Raw genomic sequence first — 21,211 nt, 5'->3', positions numbered from 1 at the left:
GAGGGTGGGTGTTCCCTTCCGCGACGCGCGCCGTCATCATCTCTGCATGGGGGAGAACGGTTGGCGCTGGACGGACGCCTGGATCTTCGTGTCGCTCGTCATCGCGAGCGGAGCCGGCCGGCACCGTCGGTCGGCGACGAGTCGACGACCGGAGGGGGTCCGCCTGACCGACGTGCTCTCCACCGCCGACCACCTCAACCACGCGATACCGCAGCGGCACGAGGTGGAGGCCGCGGTCCAGCGGCTGGTCGGTGCCGGGCTGGTGAGCGTCGCCGACGGCTGGTTCCGGATCACCGCCGAGGGTGAGCAGCTCTGGCGCACCCGCCCCCGCGCCGGGGTGGCGACCATGGTGGACACCGTGCAGGGCGTGCTGACCCGCCGACACGCCCCCGGCAGCGCCGACTGGAGTCTGGACGAAGCCGACCACGCCGCCGCCGTGCAGGAATACGCCGTCCGGTCGATTCCCACGCCCCGCCGGTCACCGGAGGGGCACTCCGGCGGGCACTGACCGCCTCAGCGCACCGGGTGGCCGCTGTGCCGCAACGCGTCCTTGACCTCGGCCACGGTCAGCTCGCCGAAGTGGAAGACACTCGCGGCGAGCACCGCGTCCGCGCCCGCGCCGATAGCGGGCGGAAAGTGGGCCACCTCGCCGGCGCCCCCGCTGGCCACCACCGGCACGTCCACCACCGCCCGCACCGCGGCGATCAACTCCAGGTCGAAACCGGCCTTGGTGCCGTCGGCGTCCATCGAGTTGAGCAGGATCTCCCCCGCCCCCAGCTCGGCCCCCCGCTGTGCCCATCGCACCGCGTCGATGCCCGTGCCACGGCGGCCCCCGTGCGTGGTGACCTCGAAGCCACTGGGGGTGGCGTCGGTCCGGGCACGGCGCACGTCGAGGGAGAGCACCAGCACCTGCCGGCCGAACCGGTCGGCGATCTCGGCGATCAACTCCGGCCGGGCGATGGCCGCGGTGTTCACGCCGACCTTGTCCGCACCGGCACGCAGCAGCGTGTCCACGTCGGCGACCTGGCGAACACCGCCACCGACGGTCAGCGGGATGAACACCGACTCGGCAGTGCGGCGCACCACGTCGAGCATGGTGCCGCGGTCGCTCGAGGACGCGGTGACGTCGAGGAAGGTCAACTCGTCGGCACCGGCCCGGTCGTACGCCGCGGCCAACTCCACCGGGTCACCGGCGTCGCGCAGATCGAGGAAGTTGACCCCCTTGACCACCCGCCCGGCGTCCACGTCGAGACAGGGGATCACCCGTACCGCCAGCGTCATGCCGCCACCCTATCCCTCAGTGACACGACGGTGGCCGGCCCTCTCGGGCCGACCACCGTGCCGTCAGTGCGCCCCGAACCCGTGCGAGAAGGGGCTCTTGCCGTACCGCAGGCGTTGACCCGGGTGCCCTTCCCTACACGCGGACGAGCATCTTGCCCACGTTGTCGCCGCGGAGAACGCCGAGAAACGCGGCCGGGGCGTTCTCGATGCCGTCCACGATCGTCTCGTCGTAGGACAGGGTGCCCTCGCGCAGCCAGCCCGCGACGTCACGGACGAACGCGGCGCGCAGGTGGTTGTGGTCGCCGACCAGGAAACCCCGCAGGGTGAGCCGCTTGCCGATGGCCTGCACCAGGTTGCGTGGAGCGGCCGGCGGCTCGGCGTCGTTGTACTGCGCGATCATGCCGCAGAGGGCGGCCCGGCCGTGCAGGTTCATCGCCGAGATCGCCGCCTCCAGGTGATCGCCGCCGACGTTGTCGAAGTAGACGTCCACGCCGTCCGGGGCGGCGCTGCGCAGCGAGTCACGGATCGACCCGTCGTGGTAGTCGAAGGCGGCGTCGAAACCCAGCCCGATCAGCCGCTGCACCTTGGCCGGCGAGCCGGCGCTGCCGACCACCCGACCGGCACCCTTGAGCTTGGCGATCTGGCCCACCAGACTGCCGACCGCGCCGGCCGCCGCGGAGACGAAGACCGTCTCGCCCGGCTTCATGGCCGCCACCTCGAGTAGCCCGGCGTACGCGGTCAGCCCGGTCATGCCAAGCACACCGAGGTACGCGCTGACCGGTGCCAGGCTCGGGTCGACCGGCCGGGCGGCGGTGGCGTCGAGCAGCGCGTACTCCCGCCAGCCCAGCCCGTGCAGGACGGTGGCCCCGACGGCGATGTCCGCCGCCTCGCTGGCCACCACCTCGCCGACCGCGGCACCCTCCAGCGGCGCGTCGAGCGCGAACGGCGGCACGTACGACTTGACGTCGTTCATCCGTCCCCGCATGTACGGGTCGACTGACACGTACTGGTTGCGGACCACGATCTGGCCCGGTCCGGGCGTCGGGACATCGGTCTTGACGAGCCGGAAGATGTCCTCGGTGGGCCAGCCCTGCGGTCGGCTGGCCAGGTGGATCTCACGATTGTCGGTCACGTGGTGGTGGTCCTCTCGTCCGTGGGGGCCTGGGGCCGCGGTGTCACGCGGCCGAGGTCTCGCGGACGGTGAGCGTGACGTCGATGTTGCCGCGGGTGGCGTTGGAGTACGGGCAGACCTGGTGGGCCCGCTCGACGATCCGCTCGGCGGCCTCCCGGGACACGGCGGGCAGGTCGACGACGAGCTGCACGGTGAGCCCGTAACCGCCGTTGTCGTTCGGGCCGATGCCCACCTCGGCGCTGACGACGGAGTCGCTCACGTCGGCCTTGGCCTGGCGGCCCACCAGCCGCAGCGCGCTGTGGAAGCAGGCCGCGTAGCCGGCGGCGAAGAGCTGCTCGGGGTTGGCTGCCCCACCGGCGCCGCCCATCTCCTTCGGCGCGGCCAGGTCGAGCGAGAAGGTGCCGTCGGAGGTCTCGACGTGGCCTTCGCGGCCATCGCCGCTGGCGGTCGCGGACGCTGTGTAAAGAACCTGCACGAGAGTCACTGCTCCTTCTGTCGGTGGATGGTCTCGGTGACCCGGGTGAGGGTGTCGCGCAGCGCGACCAGCTCGCTCAGGTCGAGCCCGGTGGCCTGCGCGACGCGCGGCGGGACGTCGCACAGCCGCTCGCGCAGCGCCCGCCCCTGTTCGGTGAGGCCGACCTCGACCCGCCGCTCGTCGCGGGCCGACCGCCGCCGGAGCACCAGACCCGCCCCCTCCAGCCGCTTGAGCAGCGGAGAGAGCGTGCCGGAGTCCAGCCGCAGCTCGGCGCCCAGCTCGGACACCGTGGGGGCGGCGTCGGGCCGCTCCCAGAGCACCAGCAGCACCAGGTACTGCGGGTAGGTCAGCCCGAACTCGTCGAGGATCGGCCGATAGACGTCGGTCAGGGCGCGCGACGCGGCGTAGAGCGCGAAGCACACCTGCCGGCGCAGCACCAGGTCATCGGTCACCAATGAACCATAGCCCGCGATTTAATTGTGCACAACTTATCTGGCCGAGGTGCGGCCGTCCACGGCTCGCACCGTGAGCCGGCCGGATCCACCTCAGCGATCGCCGAGGTACGCCTCCAACTCCACCTCTACCAGGTGCTCCGGGTCCAGCAGAGCGGCCACCACCACGAGCGTCGCCGCCGGCCGGACCGCGCCGAAGACCGCGTTGTGCGCCCGGCCCACCTCGTCGGCGTACCGCCGGTCGGTCACGTACATCCTGGTCCGGACCACGTCACCCGGCTCCGCACCCACCTCGGCAAGCGCTGCCAAACCGATCCGCAGCGCCTGCGCGGTCTGCGCGGCGGCGTCACCGACATGCACCACCCGGCCGTCGACAGTCGCGGTGCAGCCGGCCGTGACGGCCCGATCGCCGGCCCGGACCACCCGGGAGTAGCCGTAGAGCTGCTCCCACGGGCCACCCGACCCGAGCCGCGTGACCGTCACACCTCGGCCAGGGTCCGCAGCGCCTCGGCCACCGTGAAGGCGCCCGCGTAGAGCGCCTTACCGGCGATCACACCCTCCACCCCGACCGGCTCCAGGGTCGCCAACGCCCGCAGGTCGTCAAGCGTGGACACCCCACCCGAGGCGATCACCGGCCGGTCGGTGCGGGCACACACCTCGCGCAACAGGTCCAGGTTCGGGCCGCGCATCGTGCCGTCCTTGGTGATGTCGGTGACCACGTACCGACTCGCGCCGGCCTTGTCCAGCCGCTCCAGCACCTCGTACAGGTCGCCGCCGTCCCGGGTCCAACCCCGCGCGGAGAGGGTGTGCCCCCGCACGTCCAATCCGATGGCGACCCGGTCGCCGTACTCCCCCACCACCCGGTCACACCACTCCGGGTCCTCCAGCGCCGCGGTGCCGATGTTCACCCGGGCCGCCCCGGTGCCCAACGCGGCCCGCAGCGACTCGTCGTCACGGATGCCGCCGGAAAGCTCCACCTTCACGTCCAACTGGCGCACCACCTCGGCGAGCAGGTGCGCGTTGGTGCCCCGGCCGAAGGCCGCGTCCAGGTCGACCAGGTGGATCCACTCAGCGCCGTCCCGCTGCCAGGCCAGGGCGGAGTCCAGCGGGTCACCGTAGATGCTCTCGCTTCCGACGGCGCCCTGCACGAGCCGGACGGCCCGGCCGTCTGCGACATCCACGGCGGGTAACAGGGTGAGGCTCAACGTCTTCTCCTCGATCAGGTACGGCGGTCCAGGGCGATCACCACGATCGCCGGCAGTACAAGCAGCAACAGCACGATCAGCGCGACACGCAACGCCAGGTTGTCGACGAACGACCAGATCAGAATCAGCGCCGCGCCGGTGAGCAGCACGATGGCGGCCCGCTCACCACGGGTGTGCCGGGCCAGCCGCCCGGAACGGCCCCGACGCAGCCGCGGAGTCAACCGGCGAAGCACCGCACGGCGACGCTGCCGGCGTGCCACCTGCCGCTGCCGGACCGCCCGCTGCCGGGCCTGCTCCGCCTCCCGCTCCGCCCGCCGTCGGGCCCGCTCCCGGCTCACCGCGACACCACCGGATCAGGCGTCGGGCGACGACGCTCAGCCACCGGTGGGCAGCGTGGCGAGCCAGTTGCGCAACAGCGCGGCACCGGTGTCGGCGGACTTCTCCGGGTGGAACTGGGCCGCCGAGAGCGGACCCCGCTCCACCGCGGCGACGAAATCGACGTCGTGATGGGCGGTGGTCACCACGGCACCGGCAGCCGCCAACGCCGCCGGGTCACCCATCGCGTACGAGTGGACGAAGTAGAACCGGCTCCGCTGCGACAACCCGGCGAAGAGCACCGACCCCTCGGGCGCCCGCACCGTGTTCCAACCCATGTGCGGCAGCCTGGTGGCGGCCAGTCGGGTCACCCCGCCCGGCAGCAGCCCGAGCCCCTTGGTCACCACGCCGTGCTCGTCACCGTGCTCGAAGAGCACCTGCATGCCCACGCAGATGCCGAGCACCGGCCGGCCGGCGGCAACCCGCTCGGCGATCACCGGGCCGGCACCCAACTCCTCGATCCCGGCCATGCACGCGGCGTACGCCCCCACCCCCGGCACCACCAGACCATCGGCGGCGGCAGCGGCGGCCAGATCGTCGGTCACCCGGACATCCGCGCCGGCGGCGACAAGCGCCCGCTCCGCCGAGCGCAGGTTGCCCGAACCGTAGTCGAGCACCACCACGGCGCTCACGCGTCACCCCCCGGCAGCAACCGCAGCACCCCGGCGACCGTGGCGAGCACCGCGAGCACCCCGGTGACCAGCACCGCCACCTTCGGCGCACCCTGGCGGTACAGCGACCAGGCGCCGCCGACCAGCACCCCGGCCAGAATCAACAGCAACACCGGCAGAGCCCCGCCCATCAGAGCGCGCCCTTCGTGCTCGGGATCGCGCCCGCCGCCCGGGGGTCGATCGCGGTGGCCTCGCGCAACGCCCGGGACACCGCCTTGAACTGGGCCTCCACCACGTGGTGTGCGTCCGGGTGACCACCCGGCCGGGCCGCCCGCAGCACGTCGACGTGCAACGTGACCCGGGCCGCCTGACCGAAGGACTCCCAGATGTGCCGGGTCATGCTCGTCGCGTAGACCGGCCCGATGTACGGGGCCAGCGCCGGCTCGTCGTGCACCACGTACGGCCGGCCGGACAGGTCCACCGCCGCCCGGACCAGCACCTCGTCCATCGGCACGGTCGCCGAACCGTACCGCCGGATGCCGGCCTTGTCGCCGAGCGCCTGGTCGAACGCGGCGCCCAGGGCCAGAGCGGTGTCCTCGATCGTGTGGTGCGCGTCGATCTCAAGGTCACCCACGGTGCGTACGGTCAGGTCGAAGCCGCCGTGCCGGGCGATCTGGTGCAGCATGTGGTCGTAGAAGCCAACCCCGGTGCTGATCTCGGCGGTGCCGTTGCCGTCGAGATCGATCTCGACGAGAACCTTTGTCTCCTTGGTGATCCGCTCCACCCGGGCGGTCCGGCTCATTGCTTGCCTCTCGGTCGCGACTGCGGGGCTCGCACGCTCATTCCTCGCGCTCCCACTACACAGTCTCCATTGCAGAAAGGAAGGCGTCGGTCTCGGCCGAGGTGCCCGCGGTCACCCGCAGCCAGCCGGGCAGGCCGACGTCCCGGACCAGCACCCCCTGCGCCAGCAGTGCGTGCCAGACGGTGCTCTGGTCGCCGCCCACCTCGAAGAGCACGAAATTGGCGTCGCTGTCGGCGACCCGCAACCCACGCTCGCGCAACGTCGCCACGATCCGGTCCCGCTGCACCATGATCGCGCTCACCGTTGCGAGGAGGGCGTCGCGGTGGGTCACCGCCGCGCGGGCGGCGGCCTGGGTCAGCGTGGAGAGATGATACGGCAGGCGGACGAGCTGCACCGCCTGCACCACGGCCGGGTCGGCGGCCAGGTAACCCAACCGCCCACCGGCGAAGCCGAACGCCTTACTCATCGTCCGGGTGACCACCAACCGGGGGTGGCCGGGCAGCACCGCGAGGGCGCTCACCGTCCCCGGCCTGGCGAACTCGGCGTACGCCTCGTCGACGACCACCATCCCCGGCGCGACGTCGAGCACCCCGGCGATCACCGCCGGGTCCAGGGCCGTGCCGGTGGGGTTGTTCGGCGAGCAGAGGAAGACAACGTCCGGCTGGTGCTCACGGACCTGGGCGACCGCCTCGTCGACGGTCAGACCGAAGTCGGCGCCGCGCCGCGCGGGCACCCACCGGGTGCCGGTGCCGAGGGCCAACAGCGGGTGCATCGAGTACGACGGAACGAAGCCGAGGGCGCTGCGCCCCGGCCCACCGAACGCCTGCAACAGCTGCTGCTGGATCTCGTTGGAGCCGTTGGCCGCCCACACCTGCTCGACGGTGAGCCCGTGCCCGAGGTATTCGGCCAGGTCGGCGCGGAGCGCCACCGCGTCCCGGTCCGGGTAGCGGTTCAACTCGCGTAGCTCGGCCGCGAGCGCCTTGCCGATCGCCTCGACCACCGGCTCCGGCACCGGGTGGGAGTTCTCGTTGGTGTTGAGCCGCACCGGCACGTCCAACTGCGGCGCCCCGTACGGCGACAGCCCGCGCAGGTCGTCGCGGATCGGCAGGTCCGCCAGGCCGGTCACACCGACCCTCCGGGGAACCGGGCCTGGACCGCCTGGCCGTGCGCCGGCAGGTCCTCCACGTTGGCCAGGGTGACCACGTGGGGGGCCACCTCGCGCAGCGCGGTCTCGGTGTACTCGATCAGGTGCACGCCACGCAGGAACGACTGCACCGACAACCCGGAGGAGTGCCGGGCGCAGCCGCCGGTGGGCAGCACGTGGTTGGACCCGGCGCAGTAGTCGCCGAGCGACACCGGCGACCAGGCGCCCACGAAGATCGCCCCGGCGTTACGGACCCGCAGCGCCCACTCCCGGGCGTCGACCGTCTGGATCTCCAGGTGCTCGGCCGCGTACGCGTCGACCACCCGCAACCCCGCCTCCAGGTCGTCGACCAGGACCACGCCGCTCTGCTCACCTGTCAACGCCGTGGTGACCCGGTCGGCGTGCTTGGTCGCCGGCACCTGGCGGGCCAACTCCCGCTCGACCGACTCGACAAGCGTCAGCGACGGGGTGACCAGCACGCTCGCGGCCAGCGGGTCGTGCTCGGCCTGACTGATCAGGTCGGCGGCCACGTGCGCCGGATCGGCGGTGTCGTCGGCCAGGATGGCGATCTCGGTCGGCCCGGCCTCGGCGTCGATGCCGACCACGCCGCGCAGCAGCCGCTTGGCGGCGGTCACCCAGATGTTGCCGGGACCGGTGATCAGGTCGACCGGGTCACACCGCAGCTCACCCAACGGGTCGACAGCCGCGCCGTAGGCCAGCATCGCCACCGCCTGGGCCCCGCCCACGGCGTACACCTCGTCGACGCCGAGCAGCGCGCACGCGGCGAGGACCCGGGGGTCGGGCAGACCGCCGTTGTCCTGCTGCGGCGGGCTGACCACCACCAGCGACCGCACCCCGGCCGCCTGGGCCGGCACGACGTTCATCACCACCGTCGACGGGTACATCGCCAGGCCGCCGGGCACGTAGAGGCCGACCCGGTCGACCGGCAGCCAGCGCTCGGTGACAGTGCCACCGGGCACCACCTGGGTGGTGTGGTCGGTGCGGCGCTGGTCGTCGTGGACCTTGCGGGCCCGGGTGATCGACTCCAGCAGCGCGGCGCGCACTGCCGGGTCGAGCACCCCCTCGGCGGCGGTGATCGCCTCGACCGGCACCCGCAGCACCTGCGGGGAGATGCCGTCGAACCGCTCGCTGGCCTCCCGGATCGCCGCGTATCCATGCTCGCGGACCGCCTCCACCAGTGGGCGGATCCGCTCGACGGCAACCGACACGTCGAGCTGGGCACGGGGCAGCAGGCGGCGCGGGTCACCAAGACCGTCGCGCAGGTCGATCCGATTCAGCACCCTTGCGAGTCTAGGCGGCCGGCGTGCAACGCACCCGAGCCGCCCGACCGCCGGGACGGTGAGCCGGGCCACGCCGCCGCCGGCAAGATTGGTTAGGCTCGACCATGTGACCGCACGGCTGCCGGTGTTCCCGCTCGCCACAGTGCTCTTCCCCGGGTTGGTGCTGCCGCTGCACATCTTCGAGGAGCGCTACCGGGCGCTGGTGCGGCACCTGGTCAACCTGCCCGAGGGTGCGCCGCGGGAGTTCGGCGTGGTGGCCATCCAGGCGGGCTGGGAGGTCGCGCCCGCCGGACCCGGCGCCCGCGCCACGCCGAGCGCCGGCGAGGTCACCCTGCACGAGGTGGGCTGCACCGCGGAGCTGCGCCAGGTGACCGAGCTGGCCGACGGCGGCTTCGACATCGTCACCGTCGGCCGACGTCGCTTCCGGATCGCCGAGGTCGACGACAGCGCCGCGCCCTACCTGACCGCCGACGTGGAGTGGTTGCCCGACCCGGGCGGCCCGGACGAGGTGGCCGAGCTGCTGGCCACCCGGGTGATCGCCGTGTTCCGGCAGTACCTCGGCCTGATCCGCTCCGACCCGGAGGAGATCTCCGAGCAGCTGCCGGAGGACCCGACAGTGCTCTCCCACCTGGTGGCGGCGACCGCGGCGCTCACCGTCGACGACCGCCAGCGGCTGCTGGCCATCGACGACACCGCCGCCCGGCTCCGCGCCGAGCTGCGGCTGCTCAACCGCGAGGCGGCTCTGCTTCGTCAGGTGCGGGCGGTGCCGGTGCCGCTGACGGAGTTGGCGTCCCCGCCGACACCCAACTGAGCCCCGCCGGGTCCGGTTCCGGGCGCAGCCCCGGCCACCGCGACCAGCCGGCCAGCAGGGTGTACATGATCGCGGCACCGAACGCCGGTAGTAGCAGGTTGCCGTGCGGCACCGGCAGCACGCCGAGCAGCCAGTCGACCCCACCGGCCCGCAGGTCCGCGGGCTTGGTGAAGGCCTGCCCGGCCGGGGCGGTGGCCAGCAGCCGGTCGAAGGTGGCCAGGCCGACGCGCCGACCCACCTGCCACGCCACCGGGGCGGCGACCAACGCGCCGAGCACCGCGGCGAGCAACCCGACCGGACCCCGCCGCCGTCGCAGCACGAACCACAGGGCGAGCGCGACCAGCAGCCCGAAGCCCAGCCCGAGCAGGCTGAACCACCCGTCCGCGGCGATCGGCTGCTCCGGTTGCGGGTCGGCGTAGATCGCCCCCTCGACGGTCTTGACCACCGGGGTGTCCGGCGCGAGCGCGGCCCAGAGCAGCCCGAACGGCACACCGAGCACGGCCAGCGCGAGCACGGCGCCCAACACCGTCACCGCGGCACGCAGCGGACGGCGCGGCTCGTCGAAGTTCAGCTCCAGCGAACTCTGGTACGCCCCCCAAGGGGCAGCGCCAGCCCACTGCTCGCCCACGGCCGGCGGCGCGCCCGCTGACGGCGGCTGCTCGCCCACTGCCGGCGGCTGCTCGCCCGCTGACGGCGGCAGTCCACCCGCCGAAGGCTGCGCGTCCACTGCCGGCGGCTCATCCACTGACGGCGGCGGCTCACCCGTCGAGGACTGCTCGCCCGCTGACGGCTGCGCATCGACTGGCGGTGTCGCGCCCGGCGATCGGGGCGGCGTGGATCGGTCGGGCTCGTCGACGGGCCGCTCACGGTCGAGGTTGTCCGGGCTCACCCGATGATCCTCTCAGGCCCGATGTGGGGCCGGGGCCCCGGTGGCGGCAGACCAGCTCACCGGGCGAACGGCTCCACCATCATCGCCGCCGCGCGCAGCCACGCCTGCCGGGTCTCCGGCTGAAGCTGGTGGTACTCGATCGACGACCCGGTCTCCAGCGCCGGGTCGTACGGCACCACGGCCACCCCCCGGGTACGGGTGGCGAAGTGCCGCTCCAGGTCGTCCTGCAGGGGCGAGCGACCCGGGGTCGGGCAGGAGATGAGGGTGATCGCGTTGTCCGCCAGCTCGCCCATGCCCTCCTCGTGCAGCAGGTCGAGCATCCAGTCGGCGCTGAACGCCGCGTCCTCGCGGGGCACTGTGGTCACCACCAACTGATCCGCGGCCTGCATCACCGTGCGCCAGTTGGGGCTCTCCACGTTGTTGCCGGTGTCCACGCACACCACGTCGTGGGTGCGCCGCAGCAGTTCCAACACCCGCCGGACGGTGAACTGGTCAAGTCGCTGGGCGAAGCGCGGGCTCTCCTCACCGGCCAGCACGTCGTACGAGCCGTCGGAGGCGTGCCGCAGGTAGTCGTCGAGTCGACCCAGCAGGGTCGAGCCCTCCAGGATCTCGATCTGGGCCAGGTCGCCGACCAGGTGCCGGATCGTCCGGGCGTGCCGGGCGCTGCCGGCGCGCAGTCCGAGGGTGCCGCGCAGCTCGTTGTCGTCCCAGGCCAGTACGCCCTGTCCGCGCACGCTGCCGACGGTCGCCGCGGCGAGCACGGTGGCGGTGGTCTTGTGCACCCCGCCCTTGGGGTTGGCGAAGGCGAACACCCGGGGCGTGCCCAGGTCGCGGCGGAGCACCCCGTTGGCCCGCTCCTGCTCCGGGTCGGCGCCCTGCGGGCGCCACTCCACCCGGGCCGGGTAGGCGGGTTCGGCGATCGCCGGGCCGACCGACGGGCTGGGCGGTGGCACCACTGGCGGGGCCGGCGGGGGTGCGACAGGTGGCGATGGCGGCACGGCCACCGGATAACCGGTCTCCGGCTGGTAGCCGGTCTCCAACAACGCGTACCGCGACTCCGCTGCCGGGTCGCCCTGCCGGTAGCCGTTGTCAAGCAGCGCGTAGCGGGACTGGGCGGGCTCGGGCGCGCGGGGCGACGGTTCGGGCTCGGCCTGGTACGCCGGCTCCACCTGGTAACCCGGCTCGGCCTGGTAACCCGGCTCGGCCCGGTAGCCCGGCTCCGCGCGATAGCCCGGCTCGGCCCGGTAATCCGGCTCAGCCCGATAGCCCGGCTCCGCGCGATAGGTCGGCTCGGTCCGGTACGCCGGCTCCGACAGGTAGTCCGGCTCCGCCCGATAGCCGGGATCCGCCCGGTACCCCGGCTCGGCCCGATAGCCCGGCTCCGCGCGATAGCCCGGCTCGGCCCGGTAATCCGGCTCAACCCGGTAGCCCGGCTCCGCCCGGTAATCCGGCTCGGCGCGATAGGCCGGCTCCGCGCGATAGGCCGGCTCGGTCCGGTACGCCGGCTCCGCCCCATAGCCGGGCTCCGCCCGGTACCCCGGCTCGGCCCGATAGGCGGGATCGACACGGTAGGTCGCCTCGGCCCGGTAGGCGGGGTCCGCGCCGTACGGCAACTCCGCCGGCTGCCCGACGGCGGGCGCCCGACCGGCGTACCCGTTCGGGGCGGCGCGTCGGGGCAGCGCGTCCGGAGGCGCCTCGTCGGCCCGCCGCTCCGGCTCGGCCTGTTCCGCGCCGCGAGCGCCCAGCCGGGCGCGGTCCAACAACGCGCGCCACCGCGGCGCTGGTTCGGCCGGCCGGCCCCAGCCGGTCTCACTGCCCTCCACGGCCCGCCCTCCCAGCACCATCGCTCTTCGTCTGACAGGCTACGAAGCAAACCCTATTCGGACCACACCTCAGAACGCACACCAGCCGACGCAGATCACGACGACGTGGGCGTCGGCGGTTCGACGGCGATGGCCACGTCCGGCGAGGTGGTAACGCTCGGCGGGGGCGGTTCGGTGGGCTCCGGCGAGGACGGCTCAGGTAACGGAATCGTCACGACGGGTGCGGGTTCCGACGATTCGCCCACCGATGCCAGGGGCGCCGGCAGTCCCGGTGCCGGCTCCGACCGCTCGGCCGGTGCCGACTCCGGCGTCGGCCCGGTGTCGGCGGGCGGGCGCACCACGTCCCGCTGCTCGGGCAGGGGTGGTGTGAAGACCGTGCGGTCCAGCCGGTACACCTCCGGGGCAGGATCGACAGCCCGCACGTCTGGTCGAGCCGCCATGCCGCGCAACACGACAGGTGCCGCTCGTACCACCGCCGCGTAGACGCAGGCGCAGCCGGTGCGGTACGCGGCCGCCTCGGCAGCGGCCACCTCGGCGCCGCTCGCGTAACGCGCCCGCAACTCCCGCTCGCTCGCCCCGTCGCCGTCGACCGCGGCGGCCCTGGCCCGGTAGTCGGCCGCTTCGGTCTCCTTGCGCGACGCCACCTGGTCCATTCCGGCGACCACGTCGTCCGGCACCCGCAGCGCGGGAATCTTGACGATCTCGGTCTGCCGCCCCGGCAGCGGAACCCGCCCGAAGACCGTCGAGACCGGAACGTCGCCGAGCACCATCGCCAGCCGCTGCGGCGGCAGGTACGCGTCGAGTGTGACAAGCGCGTAGGTCCCGTCGGCAGTGCCCGGGGCAGACTGGCTGCTGAGCGCGGCCAGGTCGGCCGCGGCGGACCGCAGGTAACCGGGCACGGAGTCGCCGTCGGTGACGCCGACCCGGGTCACCTCGCCCACCGTCGGGTCGCCCGACGGAGTCTCGTCGGCGGCCCAGAGAGCGGTGCCGAGCACCGCCGCCGCGGACAGCGCGGCCGCCCAGGTGAGCACCCCGGACCGGGTCGGCCGGTCGCCCAGCCGGGCCACGGCCCGGGTCAGCGGCGGCAGCAACCGTTGGTCGAGCTGCCGCAGCAGGTTGCCGGCGCGCACGGGCGGGATCCCCTCGTCGGATCGTTGTCGGGCGGTCGCCGCTCAGTCACGCAAGATCTGGAGCGCGCGGTCCAGGTCGTCAGGGTAGTCGCTGACGAACCGGACCTCGTCCCCCGTTCGGGGGTGCAGGAAGCTCAGTTCGCGGGCGTGCAGCCACTGTCGGGCCAGGCCGAGACGGGCCGAGAGGGTGGGGTCGGCACCGTATGTCAGGTCACCCACGCAGGGGTGCCGCATGGTGGAGAAGTGCACCCGGATCTGGTGGGTCCGGCCGGTCTCCAGTCGGACGTCGACCAGGCTGGCCGCCGGGAACGCCTCCAGGGTGTCGTAGTGGGTGATGCTCGGCTTACCGCCGGAGACAACCGCCCAGCGGTAGTCGTGGGTGGGGTGTCTGTCGATCGGCGCGTCGACGGTGCCGCGCAGCGGGTCCAGGTGACCCTGCACCACCGCGTGGTAGCCCTTGTCCACCTCGCGGTACTTGAAGGCCCGTTTCAACGCCGTGTACGCCTGCTCGCTCTTGGCGACCACCATGATCCCGGTGGTGCCCACGTCGAGTCGGTGCACCACGCCCTGCCGCTCGGCGGCACCGCTGGTGGAGATGCGGTGCCCGATCGCCGCCAGGGCACCGATCACCGTCGGGCCGGTCCAGCCGGGGCTGGGGTGCGCGGCCACCCCCACCGGCTTGTCGACCACCACGATGTCGTCGTCGGCGTAGACCACCCGCAGGCCGGGCACCGCCTGCGGCACCACTGTCGGCGGCGCGACCGGGGCGGGCAGCGTGACCTCCAGCCACGAGCCGGCCTTGACCTTGTGCGAGTTGGCGCGGGAGGTGCCGTCGACAAGCGCGTCGCCGGCATCGACAAGCGCCGCGGCGGCGGTGCGGGAGAGCCCGAACAGCCGGGACACCGCCTGGTCCAGTCGCATGCCGTCGAGGCCGTCCGGGACGGGCAGGGAACGGTGGTCGCCGCCTGCGGCGAACGCGGAGGTCATGCCCGCTCCCGCTGGTCCGCGCCCTGGGTGGCGTCCGTCTCGACCGGGGCACCGTCGCGTCCGGCCCGCCGGCCGTCGCGCTGGCGGCCGGTCAACTCCAACACCATGGCCAGCAGCACCCCGCAGACCAACGAACTGTCCGCCAGGTTGAACACCGGCCAGACCTGGCCCCACGGGTCGAACAGGCTGATCATGTCGACCACGTGCCCGTGGAACGGCGCGGGGGCCCGGAAGATCCGATCGACGAGGTTGCCCAGCGCGCCGCCGAGCACCAGGCCGAGGCAGATCGCCCACGGCACCGAGCGCAGCCGCAGGGCCATCCAGACGATCCAGCCGACCACACCGATGGTGATCAACGGGAAGATCCAGGTGTGGTCCGCGCCGATGCTCCAGGCGGCACCGCTGTTACGGGTCAGACTCAGGTAGACCGCTCCGCCGAGCAGCCGGACCGGCTCCCGGTCGGTGAGCGCGGCCAACGCGAGGTGCTTGGTGACCAGGTCGGCCAGCAGGGCCACCAGGGCGACTCCGGCAAGAATCGCGACGGCCCGGGGCCGGCGTTTGTCGCCGCCCGGGTCGGTGCGGCCGGGTTCGGCGGACGGTGCTGCGGTCATGCGCTCCCCATCGACAGTCTCGGCGGTGATCGCTCACCGTCTCATCGCCGCCGGGGAGCGGACCTCAGCGCCGCTCCTCCAGCTGCTTGCACGTCACACACTGGGTGGCCGACGGGAAGGCGGCGAGGCGCTCGACCGGGATCGGGTTGCCGCACCGCTCGCACCAGCCGTAACCACCCTCGTCGAGACGCTCCAGAGCGCGCTCGACCTGTGTGATCCGTTCCAGAATGCTGTTGGCGAGAGAGATCTCCTGCTCCCGCTCGAGCGTCTTGGTGCCCGTGTCGGCCTGGTCGTCCCCGGCCGAGTCGGTCAGCCGATCGCGCTGCAGCTCGGTGATCTCGCTCAGCGTCTGATCGTACTCGGCGCGAAGCTCGTCCCGCCGCGCCGCCAGCGCCGCCCGGATCTTCTCGGTCTCCGCGGTGCTACGGGTGGCCTTGGCCACCGGCTTGCGCCCGGCGGTCCTGGTGTCGGCTGGCTTCGCCATGGGTCGCTCCCTCGGCCGCGGAGCCGCGTGATCCGCGGCACCTGGTCAGGGGGCGCCAACCACGACGTCCCCTATATGTACGAAAAGGGGCGCACGGCGACGATGGCCGCGCACTCCGGAGGTTGGCAAGAATACGGAACGTACAGGCGTCCGACAACGTGCCGCACCGTCGCACCGCTCAACTACCCCTAGCCCTGCCTAACCGGGGCAAAGGGAACGCTAGCAGGTCAATTGACCGCCTCGTCCCCGTACTCGCCAAACCATCGGGCCAGCCGGCCGCGCCGACTGACCGCCCGCAGCCGCCGTTCGGCGGCGTCGCGCACCCCGGCCGTCGCCACGATCAGCAGACTGTCGCCGGTCTTCAGCCGGGTGCCCGGGGTGGGCACGAAACCCACCCCGTCGCGCAGCACCAGGGTGACCGACGCGCCCAGGGGAAGCCGCAACTCGTCGACGTGCACGCCCGCCAACCGCGAGCCCGGTGGCACCTCCAACTGGAGCAGGTCCGCCCGCATCCGCTCCAGCGGCGCGGTCTCCAGATGGATCTCGGTGGCCTCCGCGGGCGCGGTCACCCGCAACCGACGGGCGAACGGCCCCAGCGTGCCGGTCTGCACCAGCGTGAAGATCACCACCAGCACGAAGACCACGTCGAAGAGGCGCTCCGCGCCGGGCACCCGTTCGGAGAGCGGAATGGTCGCCAGCACGATCGGCACCGCCCCGCGCAGCCCGGCCCAGGACAGGAACGCCTGTTCGCGTAGGCCCACGCGGAACGGCAGCGCCGAGACGGCCACCGACAGCGGACGGGCCAGCAGCACCAGGGCCAGCCCCGCGACCACCGCCGGCACCACCGCCGCGTCCAACCGGCCCGGCGAGGCCAGCAACCCGAGCAGCACGAACAACCCGATCTGGGCGAGCCACGCCAGCCCGTCCGCGAAGCCGAGGATCGCCTGCCGGTGCGACAGTCGGGCGTTGCCGAGCAGTACCCCGGCCACGTAGACCGCGAGGAATCCCGAGGCGTGCAGCACCGCCCCCGCGGCGTACGCCAGCACGGTGATGCCCACCGCGGCGATCGGGTAGAGCCCGGCCGAGGGCAGCGCGGCCCGGCGCAGCGCCCAGGTGCCGGCGACTCCCGCGCCCACCCCGACCGCGGCACCGACGCCCAACTCGTAGCAGACCAGCAGGACCTCATACCACCACGGATGCGACCAGCCCTGATGCGACAGCAGCACCACGAGCAGCACCACCGGGGCGTCGTTCATGCCCGACTCGGCCTCCAGCGTCGCCACCAGCCGAGGCGGCAACCGCAGCCGGCGCAGGGTGGCGAAGACGGCCGCCGCGTCGGTGGACGAGAGCACCGCACCGTAGAGCAGCGCCAACCGCCAGTCCAACCCCAGCAACAGGTGCACGGCGACGCCGACCACCAGAATGCTCACGACCACACCGACAGTGGAGAGCGCGGACGCCAGCCCGAGCACCGGCCGCAGCGTGGACCACCGGGCGGTCAGACCACCCTCCGCGATGATCACGATCAGTGCGCAGAAGCCGAGGGTACGTGTCAACTCGACGTCGTCGAAGCGGATGCCCAGGCCGCCCTCGCCGATCGCCACGCCAAGCGCCAGGTAGACAAGGAGGCTGGGCACACCCAGCCGGGTGGAGAGTCGCACCGCGCCGACGGCGACCAGCAGCACGGCCGCCCCCAGCAGCAGCGCGATATCAAACCCGGGCGTCACGGCTGCCTGGCCTGGGCGTTCCTCACTCGGCGGATCCGTCGCGCAGTCGGCGCAGCACCTCGGACAGCTCCGGGCCGGGCCGATCGACGAGGAAGAGCTTGTCCCGACTGGCCGCGCCGGCGCGCAGCGCGACCTCGGCCCGCCGGACACCCAGGGCAGCGGCCAGCGCCCGGCGAGCCGCCTCGGTCGCCCGACCGTCGACGGCCGGCTCGTGCACGGCGATCACGAGGGCGGGCCCGTGCGGGCCGTCGAAGCGGCCGCCCACCCGCGCGGACGAGGCTCCTGGCTTCACGCGTACCGCCACGGTGAGCGTGTCCTGCGCGGGCACCGTGGCCGCTTCAGATCGGCCGGGCGTCGGCGAGCAGGGCGGTAGCTGGCGCGCAGTGCGCGCACGGGGTGAACCCGAGTTCGGCGGCCTCGGCGACCGGCAGCGGCTCGGGCACCCGGCCAACCAGATAGGAGCAACTGGCGAGGTGGTAGCGGGGGTGGCCGTCCACCACCTCGACGGCGGCGGTGAGTCGGGCCACCCGGGCGGCCTCGGCGGGAGTGACAGGTTGCTCGGCGGGCTCGTCGGCGGCCGGGGCATCGTTGCGCGGATCGCCGTCGCTCGCCGTCGCCGGGCTGACCGGGCTGGCCGCCGGGGACGTGTCGACCGACGACCCGAACGGCGCCCCCTCGTCGAACGGGGGCGCGTCATCGACCCGCGCGGCAGCGGGTGCCGGTTGGTCGACCGGCGGCGCGGGTGGTTGCCGCCACCCGGTGCCGCCGGTGCCGACCGTCGTGGGCACGTGCTGGACCGGCGCCTCCGGCTCGACAAGCGGAGGTCCGTACGCGACACCCGGTGTGGCCTGGCTGGCCGTGCGGGGCGCTTCCGGTTGCCGCCGGCCGGCCCGGCCGGGATCCGCCGTCGCACGGTTGGCGGCTGCCTGGCGGGCACCCGCCACCAACGCCACGGCGGCCAGCAGACTGGCCGCGATGGAGATGATCAACATGAAGCTGGAGCCACTGGCCAGGCCGAGCACCAGGAGCACCACCGCGACGAGGATGAGCAGGAGACTTGCGACTATCACGGCTCACCCCCGCCGCGTCGTACCGTCCAGACAAGGCCGGCGACCGTCACCATTTGTGGAAAGCGACCGCCGGCCGGGCGCTCAGCGTCCGGCTTCGAGGGCGCCGGAACGCCCGCTGCCGTACGAACCGGCGAGACCCGCAGCGGCCAGCCCGTTGCCGCCGGCGACCCGGCCTGCCTCGGAGCGGGTCATCTCGGCCTCCAGACCCTGGCCACGACCGTCGAGGTCACGCAGCTGGCTCTCCAGGTACGCCTTGAGCCGGGTGCGGTACTCGCGCTCGAACTGCTTGAGCTCCTCGATGTGCTTCTGCAGGGCCGTGCGCTTGGCGTCCAGGCCGCCCATGGCCTCCTGGTGCCGCTGGCGGGCGTCCCGCTCCAGGGCGTCGGCCTTCGCGCGAGCCTCGCGGGTCACCTCCTCAGCCTTACCGCGGGCCTCGGACAGCAACTGGTCGGCCTCGCGGCGTGCGTCGGACACGTGGTCGTCGGCGGTGCGCTGGGCCATCATCAGCACGCGCAGGGCCTGCTGCTCGCCGTCACCGGTGACGCCGCCGGCCGGACCGCCGGTCGCGCGGACCTGCTCCAGCTCGGCCTGCATCGCGCGGGCGGCCTGCTCGGCCGCCGACTTGTCGCGCTGCACCCGGTCCAGTTGGGCCTTGACGTCGTTGAGCTCCGCCGCCAGTCGGGCGTCGCCGCCGGGGCCGGCGGGGGCACCGCCACGGCCGCCGCGCTCCACCTGGGCGCGCAGCTCGTTGTTTTCCTCGATGAGACGGGCGAGCTCGCGCTCGACCTCGTCCAGGAAGGCGTCGACCTCCTCCTCGTCATACCCCCGCTTGCCGATCGGCGGCTTTTTGAAGGCGACGTTGTGGACGTCGGCCGGGGTCAGCGGCATCGAAACTCCTCGGGTCAGTTGCGGCCGCGAAAGCGCGTCGGTCATCAGGCAGATGCCCTGATCGACGGCCCTAACACGAACTCCATCAGCACGAACAGGATAACCAGGAGCACAAGGGAGGCCAGGTCGATGCTCACGGTACCAATTCGCAGCGGAGGGATCACACGCCTCAACGCGTTGAGAGGGGGATCAGTGACGCTCCACACGGATTCCAATCCTGCCGATGCACCACGGCTCGGTTGCCAGCGCCGGCCGTACTGCAGGACGGCGCTCAACACGAACCGGGACAGAAGAAGAAGCAGGAAGACATAAAGGATCAGGTACAGCACTTGCAGTAAGATCGACAACACGGTCAGCGACGTCCCTCGGGTCGGGCGGGGTCAACTCAAACTGAAAAAGCCGCCCTCAGCGATCTTGGCCTTGTCCTCAGCGGTGACCTGGACGTTTGCCGGTGAGAGCAGGAACACCCGGTTGGTCACGCGCTCGATCGTACCGCGCAGGCCGAACGCCAGCCCGGCCGCGAAGTCAACCAGACGGCGGGCATCGGCCTCATCCATTTCGGTGAGATTGATGATCACCGGGACGCCGTCGCGGAAGTGCTCACCGATGGTGCGCGCCTCCCGGTAGGTGGTCGGGTGCAGCGTGGTGATCTGGTAGCGCTGCTCCTCCTCGGGCAGCGCCCGCTCCCGCGACGTGACCTGCGGCGCGAGGGCCAGGTTGTCCCGGGTGTGGTACGTCAGCGCACCGGAGGTCTCGCCCGCCGACGACCTGGTGATCGACCGGACGCTTGACCGCTCGACCCGTTCCGCGCGCTCGCCGTCACCACGCTCGGACTCGCTCAACCGCCCGCTCGTCCGCTCGGAGAGTCGACCCCGCTCGCTTGCCCGCGGCCGGGGAGCCGGCGGCTCCTCGGTGTCGTCCTCATCCTCGTCGGCGAACTCCTCGGCGTACCTGCTCTGCCGGTACCGCGAGTCGCGGTAGCCACCCTTGTCGTAGCCACCGTCGTCGTAGGCCCGCTCGTCGTCTTCCTCGACCAGACCGAGCCAGACCCCCGCCTTGCGCAGTGCACCCATCCCGCGCCCTTCCGTCCGCCGTGCGGCACGCGCCCCCGTGCCATGTCGCCCGTCGCGAGTGGACAACCATGCCCACCGGACCGGAACCGCAATCCCCCCGGCGCGCGATTCGCGTCGCGCGCACGACCCCGACCAGGAGACGCCGCCCCTGAAACAACACTGATGTAATTTGCATGTCTCGCGGTCAGGCTACCGCAGCGTGGGACGCATTCCGAGCAACGCGCTACCGACGCGGACATGTGTCGCGCCGTATCGGATGGCGATTTCGAAATCCCCGCTCATCCCGGCGGACAGTCCGGTGGCTCCCGGATGGACGGTCCAAAACATGCCGGCAACCTCCGCGAGTCGGGCAAAGGCCCGGTCCGGCTCCCAACCCAGCGGAGCCACCGCCATCAGACCGGCCAGACGCAACCCCGGCGCGTCGGCGATCGCCTCGGCCACCGGCTCCAACCCGGCGCCCGGATCGGCCGAACCGGGCAGCGCCCCGCCCCGGGCCGCGTCGCCGTCGATGCTCACCTGGACCATGGCGTCCAGCGGCACCTCCCGGTCGGCGGTCGCGGCCGCCAACGCCCGGGCCAGCCGGACACTGTCCACGGAGTGCACCGCGTCGGCGTAGCGGACCACCGAGCGGGCCTTGTTGCGTTGCAGTTGACCGATGAAGTGCCACCGTGGACGTACCCCGGCCGCGGCCACCTCGGCGGCCTTGCCGGACGCCTCCTGGTCGCGGTTCTCCCCCACGTCGGTCACCCCGAGCCCGGCCAGCGCCAGCACGTCGCTGGCCGGGTAGGTCTTCGTCACGGCGATCATCGTGACCTCGGCACGGTCCCGACCGACCTGCGCGCAGGCGTCGGCGATGCGGGACCGGATCTGGGCCAGGCCGGCCGCCAGTTCGGCGTGCCGGTCCGGTCGTACAGTGGCTGAGCTGTCGGTCATCGGCGGG

The 21,211-nt window shown here is 72.7% G+C and carries 27 protein-coding genes; 2 read left to right on the top strand and 25 right to left on the bottom strand.

Going from position 1 to position 21,211, the window contains the following annotated elements:
- Window positions 1–46 precede the first annotated feature (46 nt).
- Window positions 47–508 (top strand): hypothetical protein, encoded by a 462-nt coding sequence (locus tag AB0B85_RS17915; RefSeq protein ID WP_357408516.1) that lies wholly within the window; start codon window positions 47–49, stop codon window positions 506–508.
- A 5-nt stretch (window positions 509–513) separates the two neighbouring features.
- On the opposite strand, the gene hisF is transcribed toward AB0B85_RS17915, so the two are convergent.
- The 12 genes from hisF to hisD all read right to left on the bottom strand — a co-directional run bounded on the left by hisF (window position 514) and on the right by hisD (window position 8,778).
- Window positions 514–1,281 carry an imidazole glycerol phosphate synthase subunit HisF gene (gene hisF / locus AB0B85_RS17910; protein ID WP_357408514.1) on the bottom strand — a complete coding sequence of 256 codons (768 nt, stop codon included), beginning with the start codon at window positions 1,279–1,281 and terminating at the stop codon, window positions 514–516.
- 133 nt (window positions 1,282–1,414) lie between these two features.
- Window positions 1,415–2,413, bottom strand: coding sequence for an NADP-dependent oxidoreductase (locus tag AB0B85_RS17905; RefSeq protein WP_357408512.1), 999 nt, complete (start codon window positions 2,411–2,413; stop codon window positions 1,415–1,417).
- 43 nt (window positions 2,414–2,456) lie between these two features.
- Window positions 2,457–2,888, bottom strand: coding sequence for an organic hydroperoxide resistance protein (locus AB0B85_RS17900; protein WP_357408510.1), 432 nt, complete (start codon window positions 2,886–2,888; stop codon window positions 2,457–2,459).
- A 5-nt stretch (window positions 2,889–2,893) separates the two neighbouring features.
- The gene (locus AB0B85_RS17895; RefSeq protein WP_357408508.1) at window positions 2,894–3,340 is read right to left on the bottom strand and encodes a MarR family transcriptional regulator; all 447 of its coding nucleotides are present in this window, start codon (window positions 3,338–3,340) and stop codon (window positions 2,894–2,896) included.
- A gap of 93 nt (window positions 3,341–3,433) precedes the next feature.
- Window positions 3,434–3,823 (bottom strand): RidA family protein, encoded by a 390-nt coding sequence (locus tag AB0B85_RS17890; RefSeq protein WP_357408506.1) that lies wholly within the window; start codon window positions 3,821–3,823, stop codon window positions 3,434–3,436.
- A complete protein-coding gene (priA, locus tag AB0B85_RS17885; protein ID WP_357408504.1) occupies window positions 3,820–4,545 on the bottom strand; it encodes a bifunctional 1-(5-phosphoribosyl)-5-((5-phosphoribosylamino)methylideneamino)imidazole-4-carboxamide isomerase/phosphoribosylanthranilate isomerase PriA in 726 nt (241 codons plus the stop codon). Before priA ends, AB0B85_RS17890 begins: the two co-directional genes overlap by 4 nt.
- 14 nt (window positions 4,546–4,559) lie before the next feature.
- Window positions 4,560–4,883 carry a hypothetical protein gene (locus AB0B85_RS17880; RefSeq protein ID WP_357408502.1) on the bottom strand — a complete coding sequence of 108 codons (324 nt, stop codon included), beginning with the start codon at window positions 4,881–4,883 and terminating at the stop codon, window positions 4,560–4,562.
- Window positions 4,884–4,919: 36 nt separating this feature from the next.
- Window positions 4,920–5,552, bottom strand: a complete 633-nt coding sequence (gene hisH, locus AB0B85_RS17875; protein ID WP_357408500.1) for an imidazole glycerol phosphate synthase subunit HisH — start codon at window positions 5,550–5,552, stop codon at window positions 4,920–4,922.
- Window positions 5,549–5,722 (bottom strand): hypothetical protein, encoded by a 174-nt coding sequence (locus tag AB0B85_RS17870; protein WP_357408498.1) that lies wholly within the window; start codon window positions 5,720–5,722, stop codon window positions 5,549–5,551. The genes hisH and AB0B85_RS17870 overlap by 4 nt, the downstream gene beginning before the upstream one ends.
- A complete protein-coding gene (hisB, locus tag AB0B85_RS17865; RefSeq protein ID WP_357069579.1) occupies window positions 5,722–6,333 on the bottom strand; it encodes an imidazoleglycerol-phosphate dehydratase HisB in 612 nt (203 codons plus the stop codon). Before hisB ends, AB0B85_RS17870 begins: the two co-directional genes overlap by 1 nt.
- A 55-nt stretch (window positions 6,334–6,388) precedes the next feature.
- Complete coding sequence (locus AB0B85_RS17860; RefSeq protein ID WP_357408496.1) at window positions 6,389–7,459, bottom strand: histidinol-phosphate transaminase; 1,071 nt, start codon at window positions 7,457–7,459, stop codon at window positions 6,389–6,391.
- Window positions 7,456–8,778: a histidinol dehydrogenase gene (gene hisD / locus AB0B85_RS17855; protein WP_357408492.1), complete on the bottom strand. Its 1,323-nt coding sequence runs from the start codon at window positions 8,776–8,778 to the stop codon at window positions 7,456–7,458. The genes AB0B85_RS17860 and hisD overlap by 4 nt, the downstream gene beginning before the upstream one ends.
- Window positions 8,779–8,884: 106 nt before the next feature.
- On the opposite strand from hisD, the gene AB0B85_RS17850 reads away from it, so the two are divergent.
- The gene (locus AB0B85_RS17850; RefSeq protein WP_357408490.1) at window positions 8,885–9,589 is read left to right on the top strand and encodes an LON peptidase substrate-binding domain-containing protein; all 705 of its coding nucleotides are present in this window, start codon (window positions 8,885–8,887) and stop codon (window positions 9,587–9,589) included.
- Here AB0B85_RS17850 and AB0B85_RS17845 read toward each other — a convergent pair.
- The 13 genes from AB0B85_RS17845 to AB0B85_RS17785 form a co-directional block, all read right to left on the bottom strand.
- Window positions 9,504–10,478, bottom strand: a complete 975-nt coding sequence (locus tag AB0B85_RS17845) for a DUF2567 domain-containing protein (protein ID WP_357408488.1) — start codon at window positions 10,476–10,478, stop codon at window positions 9,504–9,506. The two genes, AB0B85_RS17850 and AB0B85_RS17845, sit on opposite strands and share 86 nt — an antisense overlap.
- A 56-nt stretch (window positions 10,479–10,534) precedes the next feature.
- Window positions 10,535–12,301, bottom strand: a complete 1,767-nt coding sequence (locus AB0B85_RS17840) for an ATPase (protein WP_357408486.1) — start codon at window positions 12,299–12,301, stop codon at window positions 10,535–10,537.
- 95 nt (window positions 12,302–12,396) lie between these two features.
- Window positions 12,397–13,431, bottom strand: a complete 1,035-nt coding sequence (locus AB0B85_RS17835) for a hypothetical protein (RefSeq protein ID WP_357408484.1) — start codon at window positions 13,429–13,431, stop codon at window positions 12,397–12,399.
- Between the two features lie 42 nt (window positions 13,432–13,473).
- Entirely contained in the window at window positions 13,474–14,418 is a 945-nt protein-coding gene (locus AB0B85_RS17830; protein WP_357408483.1) for an RluA family pseudouridine synthase, read from the bottom strand.
- Window positions 14,415–15,029 carry a signal peptidase II gene (lspA, locus tag AB0B85_RS17825; protein WP_357408481.1) on the bottom strand — a complete coding sequence of 205 codons (615 nt, stop codon included), beginning with the start codon at window positions 15,027–15,029 and terminating at the stop codon, window positions 14,415–14,417. Before lspA ends, AB0B85_RS17830 begins: the two co-directional genes overlap by 4 nt.
- Window positions 15,030–15,093: 64 nt before the next feature.
- Entirely contained in the window at window positions 15,094–15,513 is a 420-nt protein-coding gene (locus AB0B85_RS17820; RefSeq protein ID WP_124770807.1) for a TraR/DksA C4-type zinc finger protein, read from the bottom strand.
- A gap of 227 nt (window positions 15,514–15,740) precedes the next feature.
- On the bottom strand, window positions 15,741–17,240 hold the full coding sequence (locus AB0B85_RS17815) for a potassium/proton antiporter (protein ID WP_357408479.1): 1,500 nt from the start codon (window positions 17,238–17,240) through the stop codon (window positions 15,741–15,743).
- 22 nt (window positions 17,241–17,262) lie between these two features.
- On the bottom strand, window positions 17,263–17,568 hold the full coding sequence (locus tag AB0B85_RS17810) for a DUF167 domain-containing protein (RefSeq protein WP_357408477.1): 306 nt from the start codon (window positions 17,566–17,568) through the stop codon (window positions 17,263–17,265).
- A gap of 10 nt (window positions 17,569–17,578) precedes the next feature.
- Window positions 17,579–18,310: a hypothetical protein gene (locus tag AB0B85_RS17805; RefSeq protein WP_357408475.1), complete on the bottom strand. Its 732-nt coding sequence runs from the start codon at window positions 18,308–18,310 to the stop codon at window positions 17,579–17,581.
- A gap of 81 nt (window positions 18,311–18,391) precedes the next feature.
- Window positions 18,392–19,198 carry a DivIVA domain-containing protein gene (locus tag AB0B85_RS17800; protein ID WP_357251070.1) on the bottom strand — a complete coding sequence of 269 codons (807 nt, stop codon included), beginning with the start codon at window positions 19,196–19,198 and terminating at the stop codon, window positions 18,392–18,394.
- Between the two features lie 44 nt (window positions 19,199–19,242).
- Window positions 19,243–19,548 carry a YggT family protein gene (locus AB0B85_RS17795; protein ID WP_357408473.1) on the bottom strand — a complete coding sequence of 102 codons (306 nt, stop codon included), beginning with the start codon at window positions 19,546–19,548 and terminating at the stop codon, window positions 19,243–19,245.
- A gap of 30 nt (window positions 19,549–19,578) precedes the next feature.
- The gene (gene sepF, locus AB0B85_RS17790) at window positions 19,579–20,271 is read right to left on the bottom strand and encodes a cell division protein SepF (RefSeq protein ID WP_357408470.1); all 693 of its coding nucleotides are present in this window, start codon (window positions 20,269–20,271) and stop codon (window positions 19,579–19,581) included.
- 189 nt (window positions 20,272–20,460) lie between these two features.
- Window positions 20,461–21,204 (bottom strand): YggS family pyridoxal phosphate-dependent enzyme, encoded by a 744-nt coding sequence (locus tag AB0B85_RS17785; protein ID WP_357408468.1) that lies wholly within the window; start codon window positions 21,202–21,204, stop codon window positions 20,461–20,463.
- Window positions 21,205–21,211: the final 7 nt, after the last annotated feature.

It is taken from the genome of Micromonospora sp. NPDC049044 (genome assembly GCF_040649215.1).
Lineage (GTDB): Bacteria > Actinomycetota > Actinomycetes > Mycobacteriales > Micromonosporaceae > Micromonospora.
Note: the sequence above shows the minus strand (reverse complement) of the source record. Positions and strands in the feature narration are given on the sequence as shown.